General features: G+C 70.5%; 12 protein-coding genes. 9 read left to right on the forward strand and 3 right to left on the reverse strand.

Going from position 1 to position 12,928, the window contains the following annotated elements:
- Nucleotides 1-181 precede the first annotated feature (181 nt).
- A complete protein-coding gene (locus JOD57_RS14175) occupies nucleotides 182-388 on the forward strand; it encodes a hypothetical protein (RefSeq protein ID WP_204692611.1) in 207 nt (68 codons plus the stop codon).
- 32 nt (nucleotides 389-420) lie between these two features.
- Here JOD57_RS14175 and JOD57_RS14180 read toward each other — a convergent pair whose 3' ends face one another.
- Entirely contained in the window at nucleotides 421-1,632 is a 1,212-nt protein-coding gene (locus JOD57_RS14180; protein WP_204692612.1) for a glycoside hydrolase family 3 N-terminal domain-containing protein, read from the reverse strand.
- Between the two features lie 420 nt (nucleotides 1,633-2,052).
- On the opposite strand from JOD57_RS14180, the gene JOD57_RS14185 reads away from it, so the two are divergent.
- The 7 genes from JOD57_RS14185 to JOD57_RS14215 all read left to right on the forward strand — a co-directional run bounded on the left by JOD57_RS14185 (nucleotide 2,053) and on the right by JOD57_RS14215 (nucleotide 8,245).
- Nucleotides 2,053-2,394 (forward strand): hypothetical protein, encoded by a 342-nt coding sequence (locus JOD57_RS14185; protein ID WP_204692613.1) that lies wholly within the window; start codon nucleotides 2,053-2,055, stop codon nucleotides 2,392-2,394.
- Nucleotides 2,395-2,427: 33 nt separating this feature from the next.
- Nucleotides 2,428-2,571 carry a hypothetical protein gene (locus tag JOD57_RS14190; protein ID WP_204692614.1) on the forward strand — a complete coding sequence of 48 codons (144 nt, stop codon included), beginning with the start codon at nucleotides 2,428-2,430 and terminating at the stop codon, nucleotides 2,569-2,571.
- Nucleotides 2,562-2,816 carry a hypothetical protein gene (locus JOD57_RS14195; RefSeq protein WP_204692615.1) on the forward strand — a complete coding sequence of 85 codons (255 nt, stop codon included), beginning with the start codon at nucleotides 2,562-2,564 and terminating at the stop codon, nucleotides 2,814-2,816. The genes JOD57_RS14190 and JOD57_RS14195 overlap by 10 nt, the downstream gene beginning before the upstream one ends.
- A 126-nt stretch (nucleotides 2,817-2,942) precedes the next feature.
- Nucleotides 2,943-3,839 carry a hypothetical protein gene (locus JOD57_RS14200; RefSeq protein WP_204692616.1) on the forward strand — a complete coding sequence of 299 codons (897 nt, stop codon included), beginning with the start codon at nucleotides 2,943-2,945 and terminating at the stop codon, nucleotides 3,837-3,839.
- A 658-nt stretch (nucleotides 3,840-4,497) separates the two neighbouring features.
- Nucleotides 4,498-5,673 carry a glycosyltransferase family 4 protein gene (locus JOD57_RS14205; protein WP_204692617.1) on the forward strand — a complete coding sequence of 392 codons (1,176 nt, stop codon included), beginning with the start codon at nucleotides 4,498-4,500 and terminating at the stop codon, nucleotides 5,671-5,673.
- A gap of 121 nt (nucleotides 5,674-5,794) precedes the next feature.
- The gene (locus JOD57_RS14210; protein WP_204692618.1) at nucleotides 5,795-6,850 is read left to right on the forward strand and encodes a glycosyltransferase family 2 protein; all 1,056 of its coding nucleotides are present in this window, start codon (nucleotides 5,795-5,797) and stop codon (nucleotides 6,848-6,850) included.
- A 138-nt stretch (nucleotides 6,851-6,988) separates the two neighbouring features.
- Nucleotides 6,989-8,245, forward strand: a complete 1,257-nt coding sequence (locus JOD57_RS14215; protein ID WP_204692619.1) for a glycosyltransferase family 2 protein — start codon at nucleotides 6,989-6,991, stop codon at nucleotides 8,243-8,245.
- A gap of 34 nt (nucleotides 8,246-8,279) precedes the next feature.
- Here the strand turns inward: JOD57_RS14215 and JOD57_RS26910 are convergent, their stop codons facing one another.
- Entirely contained in the window at nucleotides 8,280-9,467 is a 1,188-nt protein-coding gene (locus JOD57_RS26910; protein WP_204692620.1) for an O-antigen ligase family protein, read from the reverse strand.
- A gap of 495 nt (nucleotides 9,468-9,962) precedes the next feature.
- Here JOD57_RS26910 and JOD57_RS14225 point away from each other — a divergent pair, with 495 nt between their 5' ends.
- Nucleotides 9,963-11,216 carry a lipopolysaccharide biosynthesis protein gene (locus tag JOD57_RS14225; RefSeq protein WP_204692621.1) on the forward strand — a complete coding sequence of 418 codons (1,254 nt, stop codon included), beginning with the start codon at nucleotides 9,963-9,965 and terminating at the stop codon, nucleotides 11,214-11,216.
- A gap of 278 nt (nucleotides 11,217-11,494) precedes the next feature.
- Here JOD57_RS14225 and JOD57_RS14230 read toward each other — a convergent pair whose 3' ends face one another.
- A complete protein-coding gene (locus JOD57_RS14230) occupies nucleotides 11,495-12,835 on the reverse strand; it encodes a tyrosine-protein kinase domain-containing protein (RefSeq protein ID WP_204692622.1) in 1,341 nt (446 codons plus the stop codon).
- Between the last annotated feature and the right edge of the window lie 93 nt (nucleotides 12,836-12,928).

Below are 12,928 nucleotides of genomic sequence, written 5' to 3' on the forward strand. Positions count from 1 at the left end.
GGGGACGCGCCGTCCCGTCGTGGACGATCAACGGCCGCACGACGGTGCTGGTCGAGTCCAACAGCGACCGGGATCCTCGGGCGGACGACGCTCGCCGGTACGGGCGCCCCGCGCGCCACGATCGGTGGGGATCGGTCCGTGCGTCCGCCGGTCGGGGCGGGACTCCGGCTACCGTCGCGTGGTGCTCCGCTGGCTCTGCGCGCTCCTCGTGGGGGCGGTTCTCTCCGGGTTCACGTTCCTGCTGGTGACCGGGCAGTACATCAAGGACGGCCCCGTCGTCGTGATGCTGTCCGCGGCGCACGGGCTGCACCTCGGCGACCTCTTCGTCGTGACCGGGTGGGCGGTGGCGATGCTGGCGGTCGTCCGGCTCACGGTCACGACCCGGTAGCTGCCCGGGGGACCGCAGGGGACGCCCCGGCGTCAGGCGAGCAGGCCGGCGCGTGCCTTGGCGGTCAGGGCGGTGCGGACCGCGGCGTCCACGGTGGCGGAGAAGCCGGGGTCGGCCTCGGCGCGGGCGAGGACGGCGTCGGCCATCGTCGGCCAGACCCCGGCGTCGACCGTGAGCACCAGCGTGCCGCCGGCCTCGAGGAAGCGCACCGCCCGGTCGCCGGCCGGCACGTCCTGGAAGGCGGCCGCCGCACCGACGTCGTCGGTGATCACCACGCCGTCGAAGCCGAGGGAGCCGCGCAGCAGGGTGCCGATCACGGCAGGGGAGAACGTGGCCGGCGCCGACGGGTCGATGGCCGGGTAGGTGGCCGAGGACAGCATGACGAACGGCTCCGCGGGGGAGCCGGCCAGTTCGCCGAACGCGGCGACCTGCTCGCTGTCCGCGGTGGTGACCGGGTCGACGACGCCGGCGGCCTCGTCGGTGTTCGCGTCGACCAGGCCCAGCCCGGGGAAGTGCTTGAGCGTCGCGGTGACGCCGGAGGCGGCCAGCCCGTCGACGACGGTCCGGACGTCGGGGACCACGTCGGCGGCGGTGCTGCCGTACTGGCGGCCGAAGGCGCCGATCGGGTCGTTGGCGGCCTCGGTGCCGGCCGGGACGACGTCGGCCACCGGTGCGAGGTCGAGGGTGATGCCGGCCGAGGCCAGCGAGGCGCCGAGCTCGCCGGCCAGCGCCGCGAGCCGGTCAGGGGGGAGCCGTCCCTGCTCCACGGCGGGCGGCAGCCGCTCGAACCCGGGCCCCTGCAGCGCCTGCACCTGCCCGCCCTCCTGGTCGATGGCGACCCACGGGCGCGGGCCCGGTGCCGCGCCGGCCCAGCGGCCGGTGACCGCGGCGAGGTCCGCGGCGGCCGCGCGGGAGCGGCCGGCGAGGAAGACGCCGCCGACGCCGTCCTCGACCAGTGCGTCACCGGCGTCGAGGTCGTCGAGCGGCACGCCGACGACGAACAGCTGCGCCACCTGCGCCCGGCGGTCGAGCCCGGCCAGGACGGCGTCGACCTGCTGGTCCACCGGGGTGCCGGGCGCCGGGCCGGGGGACACCGGCGGCGACGACGGCGCGGACGTCGGGGACGAGGACGTCGACGAGCCGGCCGCGGTGGAGCCCGACCCCGGCGTCGAGCAGGCCGGGACGGGCAGGCCGACGAGGGCGAGGAGGACCGCCACGGACCGGGCGGGCGCGGGCGGGCGCATGGCGCTCCCTGGGGCGGCGGACGGGGGACCGTCCCAGTGTGTCGGGTGGGGTGTCCGCCCCGGGTGCGGGATCTCCTGCCGGCCGCGGTCCGGACGTCCCCGGCGGGCCGCGGACGGGGCTACCCTCCCGCCGGCACGTGCCGGTGCCGCCCGCCCGGGGGAGCTCGCGCGGGCACCGCACGCCGAGGGAGGTCGGGGTGTCGCAGGAAGACCTCGGGCGCCGGCCGGCCGGCAGTCCGGCCGAGGGTGCAGGTCCTGGACCGCGTGCCGCCGAGGCCGCGCCGTCGGGTCCGCCGCCGCGGGCGCCGGCGACGACGTTCTGGCCGTCGTCCCCGCCGTCGGCGCCGACGGCCTGGGGCGGCTGGCCCCCGCCCCCGCCACCGTCGGGTCCGGTGCCGGCGCCCCCGCCGGCCGGCCGCCGTGGGACGGGACGGCGCGCTCGTCGGCGTCCTCGTAGCGTGCCTGCTGGTCGCCGCCGGCGCCGTCGCGTGGTCCCTCGGGCTCGATGACCGGCTCGGCGGTACGCCGTCCAGCGAGGCCGCCGACATCTCCACCAACGCCGGGACCACCGCGGACGACGGTGACGCGGGCAGCGCGACGGACGGGGCGGGGGCCGGCGGCGGCAAGGGGCTCGACGAGGCCCCGGCCGGGACGACGCCGTCCGGAGGACCGCCCGCCACACCCCCGGCGCCACCGGCGTCCGGGACGGCGGAGCAGCAGGCGCTGGCCGAGCTGGAGGCGCTGCGGGCCGACTCGCTGTGACGGCTGCTATTCGACGGCCGATGGGTGGCCCAGGTGGCGAGCAAGGACGTCGGGATCGTCGACCCCCTGCAGACCGCGGCCAACGGCACCCAACAGTTCTTCGCCGTCGACATCCTGGCCGAGGCCGCGCGGCGCTGGCCACCGTGGACGACCCCGCGCAGCTTCACTTGCTTCTGAGCACCGACTTCGGCCGGCGCTCGGCCGCCGCCGACGGCGACCCCTACTGGGTGACTCTCGTCGAAGCCGGCTTCGGGAGCAGCGACGACGTCGACGCCTGGTGCGCCAGCGCGTACCCGGAGCTGAGCGCCGAGCAGCTGGCCAACACCTGCGTGCCCCGCACGCTCACCGAGCCGCACGACGACCGGGAGGCGTGGACCGCGGCGGGCTGGACCTACCGCGCCCTCGGCCGCCGCGCCGGCTGAGGCCGGGCCCCGGCCGTCCCCGAGCCGGTGGGACGGAGGAGCAGTGTGCGATCACTGTGACGGCGCGGTGACGCTTCGAGGTGGCCCACGCGCGCCATAGCCGCTCGTAGCCCCATAATCACCGTCGTGTGGTTCCCGTGGGTCCTCGGCGGACTCGTCCTGTGGCTGGTCGTCGGCCTCGCACTGGGCATGGTGGTCGGCCGGGCCGTCCGGCTCGCCGACATCCGCACACCGGACACCGGCCACGACCGCGTCCTGACCACCGCCGACCTCCCAGGGAGCGCGGCCCGCACCGGGGCTCCGCCACGGCGCCGCATCCCCTTCCCCCCGCTCGCCGTCGCACTGGCTGCGGTCGGGGTGGCCCTGGAGAGCGTGGGCTACACCGTGGCCCTCATGGGAACCCAGGGACAGGTCGCCCGCCTGCTGTCGATGGACGCGCCGTTCTCCGTGCCTCGGCTTTACGTCGCCGGGCTCTTCGCCGCTGCGGCGGTTGCGGCCCTGGTGGGCGGCGCCCAGCAGGCCGGACGCCGCACCTGGTGGACCGCCGTCGCCCTCGTCGCCGCCGGCGTCGCCTCGGTCAAGGTCGGCAGCACGGTCCACGCCGAGATCTTTGGAGCGGCCGATGCGGTCCTCACCACCGCCGGCGCCGTCCTGGCCAGCGCGGCGCTGGCCGGCGCCGTCCTGGCCTGGCTGTGGTCGATGAGCCGCGGCGACCGCCGTGACCGCCGGCGCGTGCTGCGCACCCTGTCGCTGTACGCCGGCGCCTCCGTTGGGCTGTCCGGCCTCTCGGTCGTCGTCGCGGGCGCCTTCGGCGGTGCGAGCCGCTGGGCGGTCATGGCCACGTTCGTCGAGGAGACCGGTGAAGCGCTCACCGCGGCGGCCTTTCTGGTCGCCGTCCTCGTCGGTGTCGCGCCGCGTCTCGTGCTGCCCGCCGACTGGGCGCTGCGTCGTGCCGGCGACGCCCGGGGCGTGGGCACCGCGCAGCCCGCCGCAGTCCCGGGTGTCGGCCCTCGCCTGGGCTGAGCGCGGGCGCCTCTGCCCTCGGCGGAGTGCCTCGCCAGGCTGTCGCTGGCCGTGCCACCGCGCCAGTTGCCAGCGGGTGCGGAGGAGACGACCGTGGGCGATGAGGACCGATTGGCTCTCCCCGGTCGACGACTGCATCGTGGGCGCCGGGTCTGTACTGGCGGATCGGTCAGCCAGCGTGCCATGTCACCCGTTCTGGGCGGCGAGGGCAAGCGTCAGGTCGCCGCCTCGCCCTTCCGCGCCGCGCATGGATCGGATCACCGTGCTTGAGTACCGAGCCACGGATCAGTACGAGACGCCGAGAGCGGTGACCCCAGGGCCCAGCTGGGGGCCTTCCTTGGATGCCAGCCGACGGGTGGGCGAGCCGTGCTGGCACCTCGCGAACGCCTGCTGGCCACTGCATCCGCTACCCTCAGTGATGGCTCCGACGGTTGCACGGCCAGCGCCAGAGACCCGAGGACGACGTGGTCTCCACTGGAGCGGATGAGCCCAGCGCCCGGCAGCACGCCGGACGACCAAGATCGACCTCGGCTCCCGCTGCTGCGGGTCGACGACCCCACAGGTGCGCCGGTCGAGACTGCACCCTGACGCTGCCGCCGATGCCGGCCAACGGCAGACTGCTCCGTGAAGGAAGGTGCGAGGGACGGGGAGACGCCCAGTGAGGGTGCTGTTTGACGCCTACTGGTGGGTCGAGGGGCAGCCCTCGGGGCGCCGGGTCGTCGACTCGCTACTCCGGACCTGGCTCACCGACTGGCCGGAGGACGAGCTCATCGCGGCCGTCCCGGCCCGTCATGTTTCTCGCGTGCGTGACCTGGCGGGTGACCCGGCGTTGACCGTCGTACCCCTGCGGCTCAAGCCGCACGGAGTGAGTGTCATGGTGGAGATGGGGGGGTTGAGTGGCGGCGTCGATGTGGTTCTGTCCCAGAACTACACTCCACTGCGGTCATCCGCTCTGCGGGCGACATTCATACACGACTTGATGTTCGTCGAGCGCCCGGAGTTCTTCGGGCGGCTTGAGCGGCTGTACTTCGCCGGGATGCCATGGTCAGCACGCTATGCCCAGCTGGTGCTCACCTCTACGGCGGCTGAGGCTAGTCGCATCACACGACTACGTCCTCGGCTGGCCAGCCGTGTCCGGCCGGTGGGGCTCACCGTGCCGGAACCCTTCCGCGAGGCTCGGGCGGTCGATCCGCAGGTCGGAGTCGCGCCTCAGCAGTTCGTGCTCTGCGTCGGTCGAATCAACATCCGCAAGAACCTGGACCGGCTCATCAACGCACTCATGAAGAAGGATGTGGTGCGGCCGGACTTCCCGCTCGTCATCGTCGGTGAACCCGACGGGATGGCCGTGCGGGGCCCCAAACGGGATGACCCTCGAATCCGATTCGTCGGTGCGGTCGACGACGCGGGTCTTAAGTGGCTGTACGAGCAGTGCCGCGTCTTCGTGTTCCCCTCCCTGGACGAGGGGTTCGGACTGCCGGTTCTGGAGGCGGCGCTCAGCGGCGCCGCCATGGCGCTCAGCGACATCCCGGCTTTCCGTGAGCTGGCCCCCGGTGCGGTGTTCTTCGAGCCGACTGATGAGGCGTCGATCGCTCGGGCCGTCGGCGCCATCATCCGAGGCCCTCATGGTGACCGTCCGGTCCCGATCCCGGCGTGGTCGGACGTGGTCGCTCTGATCCGGAGCACAATCCTGGACGCGCTTGCCGAGCGCGCCTGCTTGGATCGCCGCGCCTCCCCGCCCGCTGTCGCACATCGCCGACCGACACCAGATGAGCCGACGATGCGTCTCGGTCGGGGAGGGAGCCGCTCGACGTGGTCCGGACGAGAAGAGACCTGAGGCCGGTCGAGGACCGTCCCTGCCGTGCTGACCGCAGAAGGCCGCCATCCAGCACGTTCGTGGCGGGACCGACGGGCGCAAGGGCGAGGAGCGTCATCGACTCGTCATGTAACCTGCCGCGGTGTCGGAGCCGATCAGTGGCAGCGGAAGCGCGAAGGGCGCACCCCTGACACTGTCCGTGGCGGTGACCACCTACAGGCGCCCCCGTGACCTCGAGGAACTGCTCCCATCGCTCATCGATCAGCTGCGAGAAGTCAGGGATCGCTTCCGTGTGCCAGTGCGCGGCGGGATCGTCGTGGTCGACAACGATCCTGAACGCAGCGCGCAAGAAGTGGTCAGGGCCATCTCGGCCCAGCATCTCGAGAGGACCGGCATTGGGTTGCGGTACGAGGTCGAGCCCGAGCCGGGCATCGCGGCGGCCCGAAACCGGGCCTTGGCCAGCGCAGAGGAGTCGCGCATCTTGGTGTTCATCGACGATGACGAGCGCCCGGAGCCCGAATGGCTCATGCGCCTCTTGGAAACCTGGGTGTCGAGTCGAGCCGCGGCGGTAGCCGGCCCGGTCTTGCCGCAATACCTCACCCAGCCGCATCCCTGGGTGCTGGCGGGTGACTTCTACGTCACTCGTCGATTGCAGACGGGTGTGGACATTGGCGTGGCGGGGGGAGGCAATCTGTTGTTGGACCTAGCAGACGTGCGACAACAGGGTATCCGTTTCGACGAAGCCGTCGGGTTGGCCGGTGGTGAGGACAACCTGTTCACGACCAGACTCGGCAGGGCTGGCGCCCGAATGATCTGGTGCGCCGAGGCTCGAGTGATGGAGCGCGTCCCTCCGGAGCGGACGACTCTGCAGTGGGTGCTACAGCGTTCCTGGAGTGATGGGAACGTCGAAGCGCGCACCGCGTTGCGCCTGGCGCCGCGATCCGGCGAACGTCTTGTGCAGCGGCTTCGCGGTCTGTGGCGTGGGTTTTTGCGCGTCACGGCCGGTCTCGCACGAGCAGTTCTCGGTGCTGTGCTCCTGTCCCCGAGGCATCAGGCGAGAGGAACGAGAACGCTGCTCAGAGGGGCGGGGATGGTCGCTGGTGCTCTTGGCCTGACTCACCAGCATTACGCGCGTCATGGATCGAGACCCAGACCACGCGTGCGGATCGGCCGGGTCCGCGAGAAGGGAACCCCGTAGATGGCGACGTCCTCAGTGGGCAACTCGAGGCGGAGCGTGATTGCCCGACTCCGCGGGAACGCCTGGTTGACGCGACCCGACCGGAAGTCCTTCTTCAACTCGGTTCTGGTCGTCGACGTCGACCTCCCATCGGGGAGTGTGTCCATCACCGAGCAGTTGACCGGCCGCGAGCAAGCCCCGGAAGGGGTGTATGCGGTCGTCTGGAGGGACGGAGTGCCGATCGGGGACCTCGAGGTCGCTGGCGATCCCGCGGCCGTCCTCCCGACACTGCCTGGGATCGTCGCGTCCCAGGAGTGGCCGGTCGAGCCGCTGCGACCTCCCGGGTCCGAGTCGCCGCCGGGTGCGCCGGGCATCCCGGCCACTGCCGCGCGGGAGCCACGTGCGCCGGAGGAGCAGGACGTCACGATCGCCGTGTGCACTCGTGACCGGCCCGAAATGCTGCGTGAGTGCCTCGTCGCCATGGGCGCTCTAGAACGACCCGTTGCCGAGGTGTTGGTCATCGACAACGCGTCAGCCGATGACCGGACCCGCCAGGTCGCCGGGGAGTTCTCTTTCGTGCGCTACGTCCACGAACCACGGCGGGGACTTGACTGGGCGCGGAACCGGGCACTCGTCGAGGCCCGGACTGCCATCCTCGCCTTCACCGACGATGACGTCCTGGTGTGCCCGGGCTGGGTCGGTGGCTTGCTGCGGGCTTTTCGGGAGGAGCCTGAAGCGGTCGTCGTGACCGGCCTCGTTCTCCCGGCAGAACTGGCCACGCCGGCGCAGGTGCAGTTCGAGGGACGTGGTGGTTTCCGTCGCGGTTTCCGGCGTCGCAGGTTCAAGGGGACGACGTCGACTCCGCATCACGGATCTGCGAAGGACGTGGTGCTGGGAGCCGCCGGCGCGGGAGCCAATGTCGCGCTCCGCCGCGACGTCGCCTTGGAGATGGGGGGGTTCGACGTCGCACTGGATGTGGGCACACCGTCAGGCGGGGGCGGCGATTTCGAGATGTTCTTTCGGGTGACGTCCGCAGGTCACATGCTGGTGTACGAACCGTCGGCGGTGGTACGGCACCGCCACCGACCCACGATGGCGGAGCTCGCCCGTCAGCGCCGCGGGGATGGCACCGGCAACTACAGCATCCTGCTGGGCGCAGGGTCCCGCTACGGTCGCCAGGTCAGGAGGGAGTTCCTTCGGCTGGCGATCTGGTGGCTCGCCCAGCGGTACGCGCGGCGTGTGGTGTGCAGCGTCCTCTGGCCACGGCTGTGGCCGCCGGCGCTGGTTTATCCCGAGTTGCGCGGCGTGTTCACGGCTTTGTCCGGGCGCCTCTACCACCGTGGTATCGCACAGGCGCGCAAGGAAGCGCTCGCTCATCCGGACGAACCCTCACCCGATGCCGTCCGGGGCCTGTAGCAGCCGCACTCCCGAGCGACTCAGCGCCGCTCCGTCAGCCGTGAGCCGGATCGGATACCCCATCGCTCCGGATGGGTGCTCCAGTCGGGCGCTGTCGTCCCCCGTGCACGGCGCAGCTCAACAGGATGAAGGCGAGGGCGCCCACGCCCGTCCATGCATGGATGGCGAGGAACAGGCTGACGAAGACGAGGAGCGCGAACGCGTCGTTCGGGACGTCACTCGCTCGGACGACGCGGTCCACGCAGAGGCTTGCGACGAGGACGAAGAGTCCGAGACCAATCAGTCCGTACTCGAAGACGAGCAGGACCAGTTCCGAATCCACGGTGTCGGCGACGTCCAACACCCCAACGGGCGACGGGATGAGGTAGACGCCGTGCGGCAGGCCGGCGAAACCCCAGCCGAGGGGCCTGGCGCTGAGACTCTCGCTGATCAGCGAGTAGAGGACTCCGCGGTACTCCACGCTCGATTGAGCCCCATCGGAACTCGTCACCGTGGCCTCGATACCCGGCGGGCTGATCAGGAGCCCCACGGCGATGGCCGCGACCATCAAGACCGTAGCCGGGACCAGGAGGCTCCGGGATCTGGTGGCCCCCTGCCATGACCGGTCGGTGAGCAACTGGACGACGAGATAGACCAGGCCTGCGACCAGGGCTCCGCGACTCTGCGTGCAGTAGATACCCGCCAGCAGAAGTGTTCCGGTCGACAGGCGCCAACTCACTCTCCCGAGTCGCATGGCCGCCGGTAGCGCAACCAGCAACAGGGCGGAGAGCACGATCGGGTGTTCAGACAGGAGAGCGGCTCGGAGGTGGCCGTCCCGTTCGAGCCTCGAGACGAAGTCCGACCGGTCCACCAGGTTCCTGTTCAGAGCGAACTCGACCGTCGCTAGCGCGCTCATCACAGTCGACCACAGGAGGTAGATCCGGAAGAACAGTCTCGCGTGCCCGGTCTGGCGCAACACCGTTCCAGCCCAGAACGCGCAGGTAAATAGGAGTGCATAGCGGACGACGCGCTCGCCCGTCGTGGCACTCCACCATGTGACCCACCCGAGTCCGTAGGCGACGACCAGGGCGCTCGTGAGGTACGCCGCGACGGCGACGGCCACGTGGCTCCTTGTCACACCCGCTGCACGCCTGCTCATGATGATGACGCCGAGGAGTAGATAGACCATCGCAAAGCGCAGCGGCACGTGCAGGGCGAGATAACCGGCGCTGTAGATGGTCACGACCAGCGCGTGGCTCAACACCGCCACCTGCGCGCGTGGTCGCAGGCACAGTGCCGCCGCAGTGACCAGCCCCGCTCCGCAGACCGCCAAGAGACCCAACGTCAGCACAGTGATGGTGGTCGCCTCACCTTCGTCTCGCGCGAATGCGTCTGCGATGCCGGGACGGCCATGCCGGGCCTGGGCATGCTAGCCGTCCCCGTCTATCCTTCGGCCCCCGCAGATGACGCGTGGTGCTCCTCCAGCGCGTGCGTGAGTCGTCCGTGGTGCCCGGGGGCTACCATCCCGCGCGGGGCGAGACCACCGCGTTCCGGGTCGTGGTATCGCCGCGGCCGTCGGCGAAGGGGTGTCCACCCCTGGACGAATGAGGCGGGATCGATTCAGTGGACCAGTGGTGCAGCGAGGTCGTCGGCGTTCGCCGTCGACGTGGGTGGTCATGCTCTGTGCGGGCGACCCTGTGACGCTTCCTGCCTTCACCTGACTCGGCGATAGCACGAGGTGAAGTCCGGCCTCCTGCACGGCCTGGGCAACATCCTGCCCGCCGTCACAGGTCTCGTCACGGCTCCCCTCACAGCTCGGGCTCTAGGAGTGCTGGACCGAGGAACCGTCACGGTCGTGATGACCGCGGCGACGCTCTTCTCCATCCCGGCCATCGCCGGGATGGGATGGGGCACGCTCATCGCCGTCGGAAAGGACCCGACGGCCCTTCCGGTGTGGAAGCGCCGCGCGAGGCGCGTTGCGCTGGTCGCGTCCCTTCCCGGCGCCGTGCTCGTGGTGTGGCTCGCCATGGTCCTGTCTCTCACGGCTGCGCAGACGGGGGCGGCGGCTCTTCTGTTCGCCTACGCCTCCTCGATCGCCTTACACGCGGTGAACAGCAACTTCCTGGTGTCTGTGGGCTCCATCGCACCGGTCGGGCTGAGCAGCATCGCATTGTCCGTCGTCACCACGGGTCTGCTCGTGATCCTGTTCATCAGCGGGCAGTTGACGCTCGCCACGGTCGTCCTCGCCAACGTCGCGGGCTTGCTCACGCAGTCGGCCGTCTTGTTCTGGGCCGCGCGCCGTGCCGTGCGTCGGATCACAGGACGACCGACGGCGTCGGCTCAGCAAACCTCGGAAGCGGATGTCCCGACGCGCCGGAGACTGTTCATGACTGCAATCGCCCAGACACTCGACGCGTTCTCCGCCAGGTTGGACCTGCTCGTCGTCGCGCTCGTCGCCGAGACCCGGGTCATTGGCCTCTACTCTATTGCGGCTGTGATTCCGCAGATCTCGTACTTCGCTTACCTCACACTCGTCCAGCGGAGCTTCGCCCGATCGCCGGCCCTGACCATCGAGCAGCGCAGCCGGCACCTATTCCTCGTGTGCTCTGGAGCCTCCATGGGCCTCGCAGCTGCCGGCGGCGCCTTGAGCTGGGTGCTCATCGATCCGATCTTCGGGACCGAGTTCACTCAGGCTCGCGACTACCTGTGGCCTGCGATGCTGGTGACCTTGGGGTTGGGGGCGTTCATCCCGACCTTGCTCTTGTGGCAACGAGCTGGTCGGCTAGCGCTTGCCTCCCTCGGCACCGTCGTGGTCATCGCGGGCGCGTCGATCGGTGTCGGTCAGGTCGCAAGCCCGTGGTGGGGGATCGTGGCTCTCGGCGCAGGTCTGGCGGCCACGGGGTTGACGCAGTACATCGGGCGGTGGGGTTGGCAGAGCCTGTTCCGGGGCCATGTCGTGGCCTGGCGGTCAGTAGCCCGTGGCGTGGTCTGAAAGAACGTCGCGGAGGCACGTCCTCAGCTGCGGCGGTCGAGTTTCCAGCACGAGGGTCGTGCCCTCGAAGGTCTCCCGATCGGGGATCAAAGGCGCCGATCTGCGCTCCGTGGAGCGCCAGTGCGCTCGTCGGGATCCCGACCCAGCGCCGACAACTCGTTCCCAAGCAGCCGCAGCGCAGGAAGGACGCCGACGGCGACACGGCCGTCACCCGGCGCCCGGCGCCGTGCAAGCGGTCCGATGATCTACTGCGGTAACGCCTTCCCGGTTGGTGGCGCCTAGCCGGAGCCGTATCCGAAGGCCTTCGCCAGCTCCGTCTTCTCCGGAGCCGCGGTCACGACGCAGCCGAGGATTGCGCTGTCCACCCTGCGCAGGGTGGCGGAAGCCCGCTCCAGCTGGGCCTTCCGCGTCTTCCCGTACCGGATGCACAGGACCACGCCGTCCACCATTGCGGCCAGGCCGGCGACCTCCCCGACCGGCAGCACAGGCGGGGCGTCTATGATCACAAAGTCGTTCGCGCCACGCAGCTTCTCGACGACGGCCGTCATCTCGCTCGACGCGAGGAGATCTCCGTTGTCGTGCCGGGAAAGACCCACGCCGAGCACGGACAGGTTCCCGTCTCCGTATCGCCGGAGGACCGCGTCGAGGTCCGCTTGACCCGTCAACACGTCGCTCAGCCCCGGCCCGCTTTCCATTTCCAGGTATTGATCGAGCCGCGGCCGGTGAAAATCCGCCTCGATGACCGCGACCTTGTGGCCGCTCCGCACCAAGGCGAGTCCGAGGTTGACCACGACAGTGGTCCTTCCCTCCGCCGCAACTGCACTCGAGACCATGATGACTCGCGGGGGTTCGTCCCCGCCGAGGTGCTGCAGGTTGTTCCGGAGTTGGAGGTAGCCATTGACGGCTCTGCTCGCCCTGGCCCGGTCGATCGTGTGCTGCTTCTCCAGTGTCGAGTCCTTCAGCACGACGCCGATGACCGGAGCGCGTGCAGCCGAGGATGCCTCGTCGCTGTTGCGCACCGTCCGGTCGAGCAGGTCCCGCACCAGTGCCACCAGAACGCCGAGGAGGAGACCGGCCGCCGCACCCAGAGCGCTGTCACGGACCACCTGCGGGGAAGCTGGTCCCGTCGGCATTTCAGCAGCGTCGACAACTGTCAGCTGCACCGGCGACTCGCCGTTGACGCTCGGTTCCAACTGGGTGGCCAAGTCAGGGAACTCCTGGCCGATCGTTCGCGCGATGTCCCTGGCACGCTCCGGTGAGGAGTCGGTGACCGACACGTCGAGCAGCACCGTGTTGGGCACCACGCTGGCCGCGATCTTGGCCGAGAACTCCGCAGAAGTCATGTCTAGGCCGAGGGCGTCGATCACGAGGTCCGCAGTCCTGCTGCCGGTCACCAGCTCTGCGTAGGAGGCTGCTTGGCCCTGAGCGAAGAGGCTGCTCGAGTACGCGTCCACGGTCGGCGCTGCCTCCGTCGTGCTGACGAAGAACTGCGTGTGGCTGACGTACTCCCTGGGCTGGGTGAGCGTGAAGCCGAATACGGACGTCGCGCCGAGCAACAGGCCGAGCACCGGAGCCCACCAGGTGGCCCGGATGGCGCTCCATGCCTCTCGCAGACCCACGGTGCCTCCGCCCTCCCACTACCTGCCGTCCCGGCGCCAACGCCAAGTCTGTGCCACCCTAGGTCAGGTAGCCCGCAAGACAGGCCGAGTTGA

The sequence above is a fragment of the Geodermatophilus bullaregiensis genome (assembly GCF_016907675.1).
Lineage (GTDB): Bacteria > Actinomycetota > Actinomycetes > Mycobacteriales > Geodermatophilaceae > Geodermatophilus > Geodermatophilus bullaregiensis.

What these genes read in the sequence shown, in the direction of transcription:
- JOD57_RS14180 (WP_204692612.1), bottom strand. Translation starts at nt 1,632, where the DNA reads ATGCGCCCGCCCGCGCCCGCCCGGTCCGTGGCGGTCCTCCTCGCCCTC.